Raw genomic sequence first — 15,368 nt, forward strand, 5'->3', positions numbered from 1 at the left:
CAATGAATGACTGTTCCGACGTCGGAAAAAGGATATGCGGACACCTCTAGTGGCTGGTGGACGGCCCTGGACGAAGAAGAGACACCGGAGCTGCAGTGGCCGAAGAACGTGAGTGTCTACGACAAGATGCGTCGTCAAGATGCTCAGGTCATTTCGGTGCTGCGAGCCGTGACGCTGCCAATTCGGCGCACGTCCTGGCGAATCGATCCCAACGGGGCCAAGCCCGAGGTAGCCCAGCAAGTAGCTGATGATCTTGGACTGGATCTGGTAGGTGATGACGCGAATCGCAAGGTCATCCGTACACGGGACCGGTTCTCGTGGGCGGAGCATTTGCGTCTGTCTCTTTTGATGCTCCCGTTTGGACATTCGGTGTTCGAGCAGGTGTACAGGATCGATGATTCTGGCCGGGCTCGCCTCCGGAAGCTCGCATGGCGTCCACCCAAGACCATTTCACGCATTGATGTCGCTGGTGACGGCGGTCTGGTGGCCATGCATCAGCACGGGTCCACCGGAGGCACCGGCAAGGCTGCGCCTCGCATGGGCGTAGAACAACTCGTGGTCTACGTCAATGACCGTGAGGGCGGGAACTGGCTCGGTCAGTCCTTGCTTCGGCCGGCCTATAAGTACTGGCTACTCAAGGACCGCTTGCTACGGGTCCAGGCACAGACCGTGGACCGCAACGGCCTCGGCATCCCGGTCTATGAGGGTTCCGCTGTTCCTGATTCTGTATCTGGTGAAGACCGGGTCGATCGTGAGAAAAAAGAGATCACCGAGGGGCTCAAGCTGGCCCGCGGTCTCCGCTCCGGTGACAATGCCGGTGCAGCGATCCCGAACTCGGCCAAGCTCACCATGAAGGGCGTCGAGGGAGACCTGCCGGACGCGGATATCCCGATCCGCTACTACGACGAGCAGATTGCCCGCGCCGTCCTGGCCCACTTCCTCAACCTTGGAACCGAGACAGGCTCTTGGGCGCTGGGATCCACATTCGCGGACTTCTTCACCCTGTCCTTGCAGACCGTGGCCATGCAAATTGCGGACACAGTCACCCAACACATCATCGAAGACCTCGTCGATCTGAACTGGGGTCCGGATGAGCCGGCGCCAAAGCTCGTCTTTGACGAGATCGGCTCCCGACACCCTGCAACCGCTGAAGCAATCAAGGCATTGATTGACTGCGGTGCCCTGACAGCTGACGGGGACCTTGAAACGCATCTCCGCACCATCTACGGGCTACCGTCCCTATCCCCGGGAGAGCGAACCAAGATCCGCACCGGAACACCGCTGAAGGCCGCGCCTGGCACAGCAGCAGAAACACCCACGAAAGGACAAACGGCATGACAGTTACCCAACCCGTCCGGCCTGCGGCCGCTGAGCCGGTGCAATGGTACCGAATGGAAGCGGACTCCGCTTCCAGCTCGGCCGAGGTATTCATCTACGGCGCCATCGGCGGCTGGTTTGGTGTCGACGCAACCCAGTTCGTTCGTGACATCGCCACCCTCGACGTCAAAGAGATCCAGCTGCGTGTCAACAGCCCCGGTGGTTCCGTCTACGACGGCGTGGCCATCATGAACGCGCTCAAGCGGCACAAAGCCAAGGTCGTAGCCTCCGTGGATGGTATCGCCGCCAGCGCGGCTTCCTTCATCATCATGGCAGCCGACGAAATCCAGATGGGCCCCGGCTCCGAGGTAATGATCCACGACGCATGGGCCTACACCGCGGGCAACGCCGGCGAACTTACCGACGAAGCCGCCCACCTGGACCGAATCTCCAACTCCATCGCGAGCCTCTACGCCAGCAGGGCAGGAGGCACCGCAGAAGAGTGGCGCGACGCCATGAAAGCCGAGTCCTGGTACTCAGCCAAAGAAGCCGTCGCAGCAGGGCTCGCCGACAGCGTCACGGGCGACACTGCGAACAAGGCCACAGACTCCGTTGACGCCTTCACGGAAGTCTCCAGATTCCTCCACACCGGCCGCGGAAACGCCCCAACACCGTGGATGCCACCAGGACAACAAACGGCCGACAGCGCCACACGCATGCCAGTCAGCGCCGTCGTACAAGAAGCCGCCGACTGGCTCAACACCACCAAGTCTCGTGCAGGGTTCCCTCCCGGCACGGAAAAGCTCGTCGCCGCTCTCGCCGACGAGCCCCACGAACCGAATGCACCGCAGACGGTCAACACCACCAACGCAGGGAAAGGAACTGACGACATGTCAGCAGAAGTAATCAAGGGGCTCCGCGAGCGGATCGGCATCCCCGCCGAAGCAACCCTCAACGACAACGAAATTCTCGCCGCCCTCGATGAAGCGCTCGCAGAGCAGGCAGAACCCACCAACGCAGTCACAGCAGCCGCTGCTGCCGGGACAGTCGTTCTGGACGAGGCCGCTTACAACGAGCTGAAGGACCAAGCTGCCCAGGGCAGTGCAGCCCGTAAGCAGCAGCTCGCAACGGATCGTGCCAATCTGGTCAACGCCGCCGTCAACGACGGACGCATTGCCCCTGCTCGGCGTGAGCACTGGGTGAACACGCTCGAAGCTGATCCGGGCATGGAAGCAGCCCTCGCCGGCCTCGCCAAGGGCCTCGTGCCCCTCGAGGCGGCCGGTTACACCGGTGGCGTCGATGAGGCCTCGGATGAGAATTCCACCTACAGCAAGATCTTCAACACCACGAAGGAGTCCTGACCATGGCTCAGTACCTGCCTGCATTCCGCCCCGGTGACACCGTCACTTTCGAGGTCACCGCAGCGGTGACCGGGGGCCACCCCGTTCAGGTTGGCACCGCAGATCGCTCTGTAGCGCCCGCCATCGCAGCATCCACCACGTATGTGGGAATTGCTGGCCACGACGCCGCTGTGGGCGACAAGGTCACCGTCGAACTAGGCAAGTCTGTCCACCTGCTGGTGGCACTCGGTGCCGTGGCTCGTGGGGCGAAGGTCGAAGCTGCCGGCAGCGGCAAGGTTCGAACCGCCACGACCGGCACGGCCATTGGCCTTGCACTCACCTCGGCCGGAGACGGTGCTCCCGTCCAGGTCCTCCAGTTCTGAGAAGGGAACAACAATGAAGATCTACCCCTACACCCCGAGCCAGCTCGCGGCGGCCAGCGCCACCGATCTGCTGGCCTTCGTCAAGTCCCCGACCCTGCTCGCACGCCGTTTGGGAGAAATCCTCACGGCTCAGCAGTTCATCGGAAACTCTCTCCTGCAGGGTCGATACACCCTGCAGGGCGGCGCTATCGCGGTTCCGTCGAACGAGAAGATCCGTACCGACCGCAGGGCCGAGACCGTAGCTCCCGGCGCCGAGTACAAGCTCACGCCTTTGAGTGCCGAGCAGTACGAGGTCTACACGGGATCCAAAGAAGGTATTGCCACGGAGGTCACGGACGAGGAGGTTGGTCGGAGCCTTCGCCAGCCCATCGATGACGCCATGCTGCTCCTGCAGACTGAGCTGGTGTTCAATGCCAACGAGCTGGCCTTGGGTGTCATCACGTCCTCTGTCACGCAGACGCTCGCAGGTGCTGCGTGGACGAATGGTAAGCAGATCCTCAAGGACGCTCTTCGCGCCGAGGCCACTATTCGCCGTCTGAAGTTGGGCTACTCCGTCGACACGGTAGTTCTCAACAGCCTTCAGTACGCCGAAGTGCTTCCGGAGCTGACGGATCTTCTGCCCAGCTCGGACACTTCGGCGATCACGGGCAATTGGCCGAAGATCAACGGTCTGACGTGGATTGCCAGCGACGACGACGAGATCTCTGATCCGTTGTTCGTGGACAGCCGCCGCCTCGGTGGCATCGCTCGTGAAAACATCCCCTCTCCGGAGTACCGCCCCGTGGGTGGCGATACCGGTGTGGAGATCGCGTCCATCCGTGAACCGCGTGCGGACAAGTCTCGCCTGCAGGCCCGCAACCCGCACGTGCCGGTGGTTACCAACCCCCTCGCTGGCATCTTCCTCACCGGAACAGGAGCATAACCATGGCTGATACATACGTAGCGAAAGCGAACGTCGTCAAGGTATCCGTCGGCCCAGCTGATGGCAATCGCGTGGCTCGCCTTGTCCGGGTCGGCGGGGTGATCCCCGAGGGCGTTGATGAGGAGACACTGAAGGGCCTCGCGAAGCGCGGCTTGATCGAACGAGTGAAGCCGGAATCCACGCAGACGGCAGCAGCAAAGGTTAAGGCCGAGGCCGAAGCAGCTGCCAAAGAAAAGGCCGCAGCCGAGGCGAAAGCCGCGGCTGACAAGGCCGCCGCCGAGAAGGCAGCAGCCAAGTAGCAGGAGGAAGGGGGCGCCATGGATAATCTTGCAGAAGTCGCGGATCTAGAAGGCGCGTGGCGTCCTCTCAACCCGACAGAGACGGCCCGAGCTACGTACTACCTTGGTGCGGTTTCCAGGTACATCCGGCGCCGTTGGAAAGACGTTGACCAGCGCATCACAGCGCAGACTTTGGGCGCTGATGATGTGAAGGATGTGGTGGTGCAGCTGGTGCTGCCGAAGCTGGAAATAGCTCCGGTTCTCAACGCCAAGTCGTGGTCCCAGGGTGCGGGCCCCTATTCACAGCAAGTTTCGTTAAAGACAGACACTCGCGAGATGTTCGAGCTTGAAGACTGGATGGTTTCTGTATTCGAAGGTTTGTCATCGACAGTTGCGCTGCCTGTTTTTCATGCTCCGCCGTCTGGTCGGTACGAGAGTGTGTTTATCTGGCCGGAAGGATGTGAGTAGGCATGTGGTCAATGTTCCCTCTGCCTCACGGTGAGACCATTACGAGGCTACGTCGCAAAATGGTTGAGGATCCGTACTCGGGAGAGCTGACTCAGGGCCGTTGGGAGGACGCTGACGAGCTTTCAATTGTGTGTGCTGCGGTCGCTGCGTCCTCGACCACTGAGCCAGCCTCGCCGAACCGACAAATGGTAATCACGTCCATGAGCGTCTACGGCCCACCTGACATGGACGTCCAGCCGGCGGATCGAATCAGGGACAGTCGTGGACTGTGGGAAGTCTCGGGTGAGAACGCGGCTTGGAAAAACCCGTTCACCGGGTGGCGCCCGGGCGATGAATTCCCACTGAAGAGGGTGGTGGGTTGATGAAATGGAATGAAGGATTCTTCTCTGAGATTCTCAATTCGGCCGATGTCGTGGGCATTGTGACCAACATCGCCAACCAGGTGGAGTCCGTTGCGAAGGCAAACGCCCCTGTGGATACGGGCGCCTACCGGGACACCATTCATGTCGTGGTCAAGCGCCGGGGTAAGCGGACGGTTGCTGCTGTGGTTGCCTCGAGCTCGCATTCAATGCTCGTCGAGTCCAGAACGGGCAATCTAGCCCGTGCACTGGGTCAGGTGGCCGGTGGTGGGTAGCCGGGTCCTGGACTCCGACCTTGAGTTGTTCCTGACTGGGTTCATTCGCGCGGAGTTGGCTCTCATTGGATCTCCGATTGCTCAGGGCGTTTTCGTTTCGAATGCTTTCCCGCCTACGGCCAAGCCCAAGACGGTGGTGGTGATGGATAATGGCGGCCCGTCGACGTCTGTCATTACTCGGCAGTCCCGTCTGGGGGTGACTGTCCTTGCGGGGGATGATCCTAGCCAAGGTGCTGACGCTAAGGAGTTGGCCCGGTTGGTGAAGATGATCATCAACGATTCAGCCCGTACTGATCCGGGCAATCCGGTGGCGGTCGTGGTGAATTCTGCAGGACCGTATCGGATCACCGAGGAAAGCGGCCAGCCGAGCTATTTCATGACGTTTGAGCTGGTCGTTGTCGGGAAGCCTTTCGATTAGCGTCACTGCCCCATCCAATTCGTTTCAAGCCATCCACACCGAGTGGGTGGCATTCCTATTTAGGAGGAAAAACAATGGCTAAAGATTCCAAAGGCAATGATGTTTCCGCCGTCGGTATTCCGGTCACGGGGCGCATGGGATTCGCCCCTGAAGGAACCGCCGGCCCGACCCCGTCCGAGGGTGCCGTAATTGGCTTCACTCTCGATCCGGCCTATCAGGTCCCGGGTCTGTTGACCGACGACGGCGGCCCTGAGTGGACGCTGGAGGCTGACGGTGACCCTGTCGAGTTCTGGCAGGAGGGCTACACGCTCCCGTCAGGGCTGGCTAAGGCTGAGGTTTCTCAGACCTATGCCCAGACGGACGAGACGGTCCGCTCGATCATCCGTGGCCAGGTCGCTGATGAGAACGGGTACATGACGATCGATGCTGGCGGCACCGATACGAAGTACTCGATGTTTTCTGAAGAGATCTTCAAGAACGGCACGATCCGGCGCCGTTGGGCCCCGGATGTGAACGTCCTTTCCGTGAAGGAAGTGAAGTCCAAGCGCGGTGACGTCATGGGCTACGAGACCACCTACAAGATCAACCGTTCTGACCTGGTCGGCGGCAAGCACTTCGGTGAGTGGCTGATCCTGCCCGGCGGTGTTGTCGTGTCCATTTCGACTGCGACTCCTGCGGATGCTGCGGCAGCGGCCACAGTCACGATCACCGGTACCGGCTTCACCGGGACCACCGCTGTCAAGTTCGGCGCGTCAAACGCGACGTCCTTCGCAGTCGTGTCGAATACCTCGATTACGGCCGTGATGCCTGCTGGTTCCGCGGGGTCGGCACAGATCACGGTCACAACCCCCTCCGGGAACGCGACCTTCGCATACAACCGCGGCTAAGTAGCCGCCCCACTAGACCTGATCCCGGCGTCCCTTTGATGGGTGGACGCCGGGGTCAGCACCAACCCATCTCCCACCCATCGTTGAAGGAGTACCACCATGACTACCAAGAATGCTTTGTCTCCCGCTGACCGCGTACCCAGCGACAACCCGCAGGAAGAGGCCCAGTCGCAGGGCTCGACAGCGCCGAAGGGCCGCCCCACGCCCAAGCGTGCCACTGCCAAACCCAAGAGTGCTGGTGCCAAACCGAAGTTCGTTGTTGTCGAGCACGCGTTGAAGTGCCAGACCAGTGAGGGCGAAGTGTCCCTGGATCTGCGATTGCCGCTAGCGGCCTTCGAGAAGCTCTCAGCCTTGGAGGGCATGTCGGAGAACGAATCTCTGCCTTTCATCCGCAATGAGATCATGCCGGCCGACGTCTCAGGGCCGATCATGGCACTCCGCGATGGTGTGGAGTCGATGGATCTGATCATGAAGTGGATTGAGGCCGTGGGCGAGCGGTTCGGTGCGTCCCTGGGGAAATTGGATGGCTCCTCCGCCTCGTAGAGGAGCACAAGACAGCCATCACCTACGACTTTCAAACCCGGTTCACCCTCGACGCTGACGGCATCGGCTCCACGATTGCGTGGGGCCGGGCCATCAGCTTGGTCAACGGGTTGCTGAATGAGCAAGGCACCCACCTGCACGCCTCGGTCAACGGCTGGCAGTACCCCATGTCCATGGACACGATGTTCGCCGGCGCCCTGTACGTGACCGTGCAGAACGCCGTCCTAGGCGAGGGCGAAACGCCCATCACGATGCCGTGGCCGTGGGATGTTCCCGAAGCCCCTCAAGAAGTCACAGCCGACGAGCTAGCAGCGGCGAAAACTACCCTCAACGCGAACTCCGCTTTCGGGCAGGTGCGTCCCCAGTAAGAAAGTGAGGCGTCCTCGATGTCACTAGCCGGTCAGGGTGAAGTTGAAATTGTCCCGGTAATGCCGGGATTCCGCTCCACCGTCAGTAAAGAAGTCGATGGCGCCGGCAAAGAGTCATCAAACCGCTTCGCGACCGCTTTCGGCAACGGCATCAAGGGCCTCGGGGCCTTCGTTGGCAAGTCCCTCGCTGTAGCTGGTGGCCTCGCCGCCACCGTGGCCGCTATCGCGGTCAAGGGTGGCATCAGCCGCCAGCTACAGATAGAAGAAGCCACAGCTAAGATGACGGGCCTGGGCAACTCCACGGACACCGTCAAAACGACCATGGACAACGCGCTCGCCGCAGTGAAGGGCACCGCCTTCGGTATGGGTGAGGCTGCGACGGTTGCATCCACCGCACTGGCCTCGGGCATCAAGCCCGGCCAAGAGATGACCAAGTACCTGACCCTAGTCGCTGACGCGGCCACCATTGCCGGAACAGGCATGGGCGAAATGGGCCAGATCATGGGCAAGGTCACCAACACCGGCAAGGTCACCAACGACGTCCTGAACCAGTTCGGTGACCGAGGCGTGGGCGTCCTGCAAATGCTCGCCAAGCACTACGGCGTGACCGCCGAGGAAATGACCTCCATGGTCTCCAAGGGAAAGGTCGACGCCGAAACCTTCAACAAGGTCCTCACAGAGAACCTTGGCGGAGCAGCCCAAAAATCAGGCAACACCACCAAAGGTGCCTGGAAGAACATGCTCGCCTCCCTCTCACGCGGTGGCGTCACCCTATCCAGCGGCTTCTTCCCGCTCATCAAATCAGTCTTCAACCAAGTAACACTCACCCTCGACGGCATGAACGACAAGATCAAGCCGGCCGCCGAGGCCTTCGGAAAATGGTTCCAAGGCAAAGCCGGACCCTCCATCGAGAACTTCTCCACCGTCGCGCTCGCAGCCTTTGACCGCTTGTATACCCGGATCACGTTGTTTGTGGCCGGGTTCCAACAGGGCATGTCCAACGTTGAAGCATCCGGGCCTATGGGTCGAGTCCAGCGCTTCGGAGAAATCGTAGGCAGCGCTTTCAAAGAAGCGCGCGGCGGGGTTATAGCGTTCGGCGCTGCATGGGCCGCGAATGACGGAGAAATTACCTCCAGCGGGTTCCCCGGGTTCATGGAGCGCCTCGCGAATGCGACGCGACCCATGGTTGATGCTTTGCGAGCATTGGACTTCTCTAGTTTCAGCGCTTTCACGGCCTCTTTGAGCAGTGCGGGTGGTAGTGCTGGAACGGCTCTGGGCAGTATTGGTGATTCGGTCAAGACGTTGTTGCCGGCGTTCAAGTCATTTGGTGAGCAGCTGCCCAACATTGGTGCGGCACTGGTCAAGCTGGGCGGCGTCAGCCTAAACATTCTCACCGCCTCGCTCGCGTTTCTGGCTCAGCATGTGGACACGATCATTGCTTGGATGCCGGCCATCGTTGCCGGGTACATAGCTTGGCGAATCGCGTCCAGTGCGCTGGGTCAGGCCCACCTCGCGTTGACGGCGGCTCAGGTCGCCATGACCCCGGTAAATCTGCTGAACAATGCGGCCCGCATTGTCGCCGTGACATTGGAAAACCAGCAGGCTAGGGCCATTGGAACGACGACCACGGCGCTCAACCTCAACGTCCTCACGATGGCCCGGGCGAGGGCCGCCATGATCGCCAAGGGTGTCGCTGACGCGGCAATGGCGGTCGGTACCAAGGCGGCTGCGGCTGCGCAGGTGGTTTTCAATGCTGTGATGTCGGCAAACCCAATCGGGCTGGTGATTATCGCTATTGTGGCGTTGATTGCCGGAATTATCCTGCTGGTGAAGAACTGGGATACGGTCGTTGCCTTCTTGAAGGGCGCATGGCAGGGATTCGTCACCTGGTTCCAAACCATCATGGCCGGGTTCCTCGGCTGGTGGGGCGGCGTCTGGCAAGGTTTCCTTGGATTTATCGCACCCGTATGGGCGGCGATTCAGCAAATTATCCAAGTCGCGTGGCAGGTCATCGTCACGGTCGTGACGACGTACATCAGCATGGTGCTGACCGTTATTCAGACGGTCTGGGCCGTGATCCAAGTGGTGTTCTCCACTGCGTGGAACATCATCCAAACCATTGTTGCCACTGCACTGGCGATCTTGATCGCCGTGTTCACCGGGAATTTCGGTGCTATTGGAGGGCTGATCGCTTCGGCGTGGGCGAAGATTCAGGGCTACTTCTCGGCAGCCTTCGCGGCCATTGCAGCCATCGTTACGGGTGCCTGGTCGAACCTGACCGGCATATTCACCGGGGCCGTCAATAAAATCGCCGGCCTTCTGTCTGGCGGTTGGAATGCCATGAGAGACACGGTCATGTCCGTGTGGAATGCAATCGTGGCATGGATTGCCGGGATCCCCGGCCGCGTCCTTGCCGGGATCATTGCCATTGCTCAGTTGCATATCCGGATGGGCCAGTGGATCGGCGATGTGAAGGACGCGGCGGTCAACAAGTTCCTCGAGCTCGTCTCTTGGGTCACTGGGCTGCCGGGCCGGATTCTTTCAGCCCTGGGCAACATGGGCAGCCTGCTTGTGGGTGCTGGTGGACAGATCATTCAAGGGTTCCTGAACGGCCTGACAGCCGGGTTTGAGAACGTGAAGAACTTCGTCGGTGGCATCGGCGATTGGATAGCCGCACACAAGGGCCCAGAAGCATACGACCGGGCATTGTTGGTCCCAGCCGGCGGCTGGATCATGGGAGGGCTCAATAAGTCGCTCCGAGCCGGGATTCCTGATCTGGAATCGACCCTGTCCCAGGTGTCAGCAGTGATCCGTACCGGAGTATCGGCCTCACCGTCGTCCAGACGGGCATCAACAACCGCTGGCAGCCAGCAGGCCGTGCAGGCCATGGCCGCGGGTGTGTCCGTGGTTGTCCAGGGCAATGTCGGGTGGGAGCCGGACAAGGTCGCAGACGAGTTGTACACAAAGATCCGGCGTTCCTCGTCATTGGCTAACTTGCGAAGGGTGGCGGTTGCAGTATGAGTGTGAATTTCGCCTATGGTGCCCCGTACGTCCCTCCCATCCCGGGGTTCTTTGTTCCTTGGCAGGGAATCAAGCACACGTGGACGGGATGGGACGGGTCGGTATGGGAGATCAGTGATCCGCGCTCAGGGGCCGCGCTGCTGGCCGATGGGATCGAGGGTCTCGGAATGCCGGAGATCCTCAACTACACCCACGATTCACCAGTGGTGCATGGGGTGGAGTGGGACGGGTGGTTGTCCACGGGCCGCAAGGTCTATTGGAACTTCATCATCTACTCCGGCTCTGCCTCCGACGATCAGCCAAGCTCAAAGGCATGGCTGGCCAGGCACAAGGCGTTCTGGAAGACGATGCGCCCGGGGACCTCTGGCGTGTGGACGGTGGAACTGCCGACGGGAACAGGCACGGTGGAGAAATTCTCACTCCGGCTGCGGTTCGCGTCCGACGGCGGACATTCCTACAGCACGGACCCGTCGAAGCGTGGATGGGAAGCCTACGGGATCGAGATGTTCGCTGAGCAGCCGTTCTGGGAGGGCGTGGAGGTAGTTCAGTCGTGGGATGCCGGGGAGCAAGTCGATTTCTTCGGCCCCACCGGGTTTGGTCCGGACTTCTTCGTTTCATCGTCTGCGCAACTCTCAACGGCAACGGTGACGAATCCGGGAGACGTCGAGTCATTCGCAACCTGGACGATTGTGGGCCCAGCTACAACAGCCGTCGTCGGCATCGGGGCAGACACAACAATCGTGCCGTTCCCAGTGCCGGATGGCTCCAAGCTCGTCATCGATACAGACCCGCGCCGGCTAACCGCAGAGCTTGATGGTGTGGACGTCATGGACCAGCTCACGGAATTCAACTACCCGGCCTTACCTCCGGGAACGGACGTGCAGTTGAACCTTTCCTTGGACGGTACTGGCGGGGTGGAAGCGAAATTCAAGACGTACTACCTGATGGGGGTGTGATGTGGCTGCTGCCCCGTTCAGGATCGATATCTACGATAAGAATTGTCAGTGGAAGGCACCGCTCGGTGATTTGAAGTCAATCAAGGGCACGGTCCGTCACAACGCGATCTCCGAAGCGACGCTCACGGTTGCGGCGAACCACAAACGCACGGACCTGCTGGGAGCACCAGGAGCACGGCTGGGTATCAAGTTGCGGGGCGAGCCGCTCATGACCGGCCCTATCCGGGCGCCCGTTGGCGCAGGACCGGGTGTGGCGGGTGATCTGGTTTACAGCGTGCAGTCCGATTTTAGGATTCTTCACAATGTGGCTGGCTGGCCCGCCCCAGCCAAGCTCATCACTCAGCAAGGCGACGAGGGCGCCTACTATTCGATCGGGCGCCAGCCGGCGGAAACGGTTCTCAAGGACGTGGTGGCGAAGAACGCCATCACCCGCTTAGGGTTCCCGCTGACGATCGCCCCGGATCTGGGCCGCGGTGCCGACATTGAAGCATCATTTCGGATGCACCCGCTCTATGACCGGCTATTCCCGGCAGTGGATACGGCAGGGATCGGCGTCAGCGTCATCATGGCCGGTGGCGGTTTGGTCTTGGACGTCTACGTCCCGAAGGTCTACCCCAACGTCTTGACGGAGCAATCCCGGGTCATTCAGAAATGGTCTTTCAGTGGCACCGCTCCGGACGCCACCCGCGTCGTCATTGGCGGGCAGGGTCAAGGAGACCTTCGCGTTTTCGAAACTCTCGCGGATATCGCGCGGGAAGACGAATGGGGAGACATTATCGAAGTGTTCCGGGATGCCCGAGACACTTCCGACGGCACAACCTACCTCATGCGAGCTCAAGAGACTCTGGACGAAACAGCAGCCCGCGGAACTCTCACCGTGGAGCTGGCCGAAACCGAACGCTTCCGCTACGGCGGGGTCAAGGGAATCCGTGTAGGAGACCTCGCCACGGCCAGCGTTGGCAACAACATCACTGTCACCGACGTCCTGCGAGAAATGGAATTCTCGTGGGACCGCCCCGGCGGCCTGAAACTTTCATCCACCATCGGGCCAAAAGATGACCCCATGGACCAACTCATGCAAGCCATCACCACCCTCGCCCGAGGCGTCCACGACCTGAAAGCAGGAACCTAATGGCCACCCCACCCACCAGCTACGGCTACCCCGGATCTATCAACGCCGCAGCCCTGGCAACCTGGCTACCCGCAGCGGCAGCGGCCCGCTTCTCCGTGGCAGGCGTTGACGATTGGCGCGTCACCACCCAAGGCGGACTGGACAGAGGGATTCGCATCAACGCGGGCACCGGCACTGGTGACGGCATCATGGACGTCACCGCCGAATATGAAACGATGGCCCTTCCCCTGGTCGAGTCCGGCTCCCAGTGGTTCCTGGTCGTCCGGCGCCGGAACTGGTCCGTCCCGGCCACGACCGTCCCGATGATTATCGCCGGTACGTCGGCAAAAGCCATTCCAGCCCGATCAAACACTCCCGGAGTGGAATCGGACCAGCCCCTAGCCTTGTGCCGGGTACAGGCCGGACAAACCGTCGTCCAAGAGATCATCGACCTGCGCTGCTGGGCAGGTAACGGCGGCGTGGTCATCGCGGACATTCTCGCCCGTGACTATCTAGCCCGCCCCGGAGCCGACGTCCTACTCGGCTCCACCACGTGGAGATACACGATCGGCGCACTCGGCGTCTGGACATGGGTAGACCAATCGCCTCTACTACTCCCATCGGCCCCGATCGCCGGAATAGCGAAACCAGACTGGGCCCCACCGAGAACGTGGACCGGGCTCGTCACCGTGTCCAAGGGCGCCGGCGGCGAGAACCGAGAAGCAACATCAGCCACGAACGCCCTAGGCGAAGGTGGCCTCTGGTTCGGGTACAACGGGATACCTTCCTTCTCCGGAATCTACGGCGTCCAACTAACCGGCAAGAGCGGAGACCCTACGTTCCTGCACGTCCCGGCGATCCTGGACGTCAGCGCCACCCGGATCAAGTTCAAGTCCCGCCGCAGCGACAACTCAAACTGGGCAAACGGCTACGGTGCCATCGCACTGGCTGTCACCGTCATCGGCTGGTAAACAACCCCACTTACCCCACCAAGGCCACCGCACGTCGGTGGCCTTTCCTATGCCAGGAGGCACCCATTGCCCGGACCCTACGCCCATGACCCAATCCTCGCCGCAGACCCCTCCAACCCATCACTGGTTGCAGCCAACGCAAGCGTCACCATTTTCGCCGTCGGTGACCCGACCAAGACTCCGGTCACCATCTGGGACCTCAGCCACACCACCCAACTTCCAAACCCGGTAACAACCAACCGGCTCGGATTTGGGCCACAGTTCTCACACGACACCATCCCTCAGCTGGCATGGGAAGGCGGAGGATTCTCCGGCACCTTCAAGTCTTTCAAAGGACTGTGGGAAGACGCCGAAGCAGCAAAAGGCGCAGCCCAAGGCTCCGCAACCTCATCCCAAGAATCAGCAGCATCCTCCGAACTCGCCGCCACCAACGCCGCGACTGGCGTTGCAACCGCACTCGCGGCCACGGTGGCTGAGGCGACGGCTGCCAAGCTGGCCGCACAGCAGGCGGCGGCGTTGGTGGGGGCTCCTGCTGATGTGTCTACGGCGGCCCTGGTCGGGAATCCGGCGACGCTGACAGGAACGGCTCTTTCTGCCGCTATTGGGCTGACTGGCGCGCCTCAAGCCAAAGACGGGCACGAGTACGTGTGGCTTGCGGGCGTGATTCGCAATCTTGGAGATGGCAGCGGCTGGCAGCTACTCCTTGAAGGGTCAAACCATCGGCCCATCGGAATCACTTCGATTGACACAGTCGATGACTCGACCGGTCCTTACGGATACATCCGGGTAAATTACCCTGGTGTTGTCGGCCCCTCGGGAATGACAGTCACCTTCATGGCGGTTCCAGATGAAACGCTTGCCCGCAACGGATTCTCTTGCGGCACTTCCGTCACGCAGACTTACACTGACATCCGCATCAGCCAAGCAGCCCCGGCTGCATCCGACTATGTGAGCTACAACGGTTCCGCGTGGGTTTCGCAAGACGGAAAGCTGACCCCAACATTTTCCGGCGGGATACTGACCCTAGCCCACGAGCCAGTTCCTGCATCGGCCCAGTACTCCATTAACGCAGTAGCGCGCACCGAGTTCTACAGCTTCAATGCGCCACGAGCTGCGGGGACGCTGGACACTGGCAAGTTTTCCCTTGAGGTCCGAGACAACTCGCCTAGAATCGCTGACTACGTTTCCTTTGACGGGACCAACTGGTCGTCACAAGACGGAAAATTTACCGGGTTTGCGTTCGACACCAGCACGGGTGTGTTGACGCTTACTCACGCTGCTATTCCACTGACGGCAACACAGCGAGTCTCGTTGAATCCTCGCGGTGCCACGCGCCCGGTAGTCACCAGCACGACAAGCCCTACTTCAACGACAACACTCAAGATTCAGTTCGTGAACAGTGCTGGAACTGTTTTGCTGACGCCGGACACCACTATGCGCGCATACGTTACCCACGGTGGCGGAACAGGTGAGCTGGTCACGGCCCCTGATGCAAACATGCGCGTCTTCGCATCCCACGGTGGCGGCAACAGGCAATGGAAGCCCAGCGCACTCAACACCATCGTGTACCCCGGCTCGAATATCTGGCTTCTGGGGTTCATGGGCAAAGCCCCTACAGGGTAGATCGTGTCCGGTATCCTTAGCGGGATGCGTCACCTCCTGAGTGGTGTGACACGGATGGGGAATACCTTGAACAAAGACAAGATCGCAGTATTGATAGCTGCCCACATTGGTCTGGCTCTATGCGGGAT

Annotated in this window: 17 protein-coding genes; all 17 read left to right on the forward strand. The window is 60.8% G+C overall.

Annotated elements, in window-relative coordinates:
- The first annotated feature begins 6 nt into the window (after positions 1-6).
- Positions 7-1,338: a phage portal protein family protein gene (locus BLV41_RS04835; RefSeq protein WP_074710818.1), complete on the forward strand. Its 1,332-nt coding sequence runs from the start codon at positions 7-9 to the stop codon at positions 1,336-1,338.
- Positions 1,335-2,678, forward strand: a complete 1,344-nt coding sequence (locus BLV41_RS04840) for a head maturation protease, ClpP-related (protein WP_074710819.1) — start codon at positions 1,335-1,337, stop codon at positions 2,676-2,678. The genes BLV41_RS04835 and BLV41_RS04840 overlap by 4 nt, the downstream gene beginning before the upstream one ends.
- A 2-nt stretch (positions 2,679-2,680) precedes the next feature.
- Positions 2,681-3,040, forward strand: coding sequence for a capsid cement protein (locus BLV41_RS04845; RefSeq protein ID WP_074710820.1), 360 nt, complete (start codon positions 2,681-2,683; stop codon positions 3,038-3,040).
- A gap of 13 nt (positions 3,041-3,053) precedes the next feature.
- Positions 3,054-3,962 carry a phage major capsid protein gene (locus tag BLV41_RS04850; protein WP_074710821.1) on the forward strand — a complete coding sequence of 303 codons (909 nt, stop codon included), beginning with the start codon at positions 3,054-3,056 and terminating at the stop codon, positions 3,960-3,962.
- 2 nt (positions 3,963-3,964) lie between these two features.
- The gene (locus BLV41_RS22265) at positions 3,965-4,261 is read left to right on the forward strand and encodes a hypothetical protein (protein WP_074710822.1); all 297 of its coding nucleotides are present in this window, start codon (positions 3,965-3,967) and stop codon (positions 4,259-4,261) included.
- Between the two features lie 18 nt (positions 4,262-4,279).
- Positions 4,280-4,708 (forward strand): Gp19/Gp15/Gp42 family protein, encoded by a 429-nt coding sequence (locus BLV41_RS04860; protein ID WP_074710823.1) that lies wholly within the window; start codon positions 4,280-4,282, stop codon positions 4,706-4,708.
- 59 nt (positions 4,709-4,767) lie between these two features.
- Positions 4,768-5,070 (forward strand): hypothetical protein, encoded by a 303-nt coding sequence (locus BLV41_RS04865; protein WP_139244210.1) that lies wholly within the window; start codon positions 4,768-4,770, stop codon positions 5,068-5,070.
- Positions 5,070-5,342 (forward strand): HK97 gp10 family phage protein, encoded by a 273-nt coding sequence (locus tag BLV41_RS04870; protein WP_074710825.1) that lies wholly within the window; start codon positions 5,070-5,072, stop codon positions 5,340-5,342. The genes BLV41_RS04865 and BLV41_RS04870 overlap by 1 nt, the downstream gene beginning before the upstream one ends.
- A gap of 256 nt (positions 5,343-5,598) precedes the next feature.
- The gene (locus BLV41_RS21990) at positions 5,599-5,760 is read left to right on the forward strand and encodes a hypothetical protein (RefSeq protein ID WP_170835423.1); all 162 of its coding nucleotides are present in this window, start codon (positions 5,599-5,601) and stop codon (positions 5,758-5,760) included.
- 74 nt (positions 5,761-5,834) lie between these two features.
- Positions 5,835-6,647, forward strand: a complete 813-nt coding sequence (locus BLV41_RS04880) for an IPT/TIG domain-containing protein (protein WP_074710827.1) — start codon at positions 5,835-5,837, stop codon at positions 6,645-6,647.
- Between the two features lie 99 nt (positions 6,648-6,746).
- Positions 6,747-7,190: a hypothetical protein gene (locus BLV41_RS04885; protein ID WP_074710828.1), complete on the forward strand. Its 444-nt coding sequence runs from the start codon at positions 6,747-6,749 to the stop codon at positions 7,188-7,190.
- 110 nt (positions 7,191-7,300) lie between these two features.
- On the forward strand, positions 7,301-7,558 hold the full coding sequence (locus BLV41_RS04890) for a hypothetical protein (RefSeq protein ID WP_139244211.1): 258 nt from the start codon (positions 7,301-7,303) through the stop codon (positions 7,556-7,558).
- 18 nt (positions 7,559-7,576) lie between these two features.
- Positions 7,577-10,579: a tape measure protein gene (locus BLV41_RS04895; RefSeq protein ID WP_074710830.1), complete on the forward strand. Its 3,003-nt coding sequence runs from the start codon at positions 7,577-7,579 to the stop codon at positions 10,577-10,579.
- Positions 10,576-11,535 (forward strand): phage tail family protein, encoded by a 960-nt coding sequence (locus BLV41_RS04900; RefSeq protein ID WP_139244212.1) that lies wholly within the window; start codon positions 10,576-10,578, stop codon positions 11,533-11,535. Before BLV41_RS04895 ends, BLV41_RS04900 begins: the two co-directional genes overlap by 4 nt.
- 1 nt (position 11,536) lies before the next feature.
- A complete protein-coding gene (locus BLV41_RS04905) occupies positions 11,537-12,667 on the forward strand; it encodes a Gp37-like protein (RefSeq protein WP_074710832.1) in 1,131 nt (376 codons plus the stop codon).
- A complete protein-coding gene (locus BLV41_RS04910) occupies positions 12,667-13,617 on the forward strand; it encodes a hypothetical protein (protein ID WP_074710833.1) in 951 nt (316 codons plus the stop codon). Before BLV41_RS04905 ends, BLV41_RS04910 begins: the two co-directional genes overlap by 1 nt.
- A gap of 66 nt (positions 13,618-13,683) precedes the next feature.
- Positions 13,684-15,240 (forward strand): hypothetical protein, encoded by a 1,557-nt coding sequence (locus BLV41_RS04915; protein WP_074710834.1) that lies wholly within the window; start codon positions 13,684-13,686, stop codon positions 15,238-15,240.
- The last annotated feature ends 128 nt before the right edge of the window (positions 15,241-15,368 follow it).

The sequence above is a fragment of the Arthrobacter alpinus genome (genome assembly GCF_900105965.1).
Taxonomy (GTDB): Bacteria; Actinomycetota; Actinomycetes; order Actinomycetales; family Micrococcaceae; genus Specibacter; species Specibacter alpinus.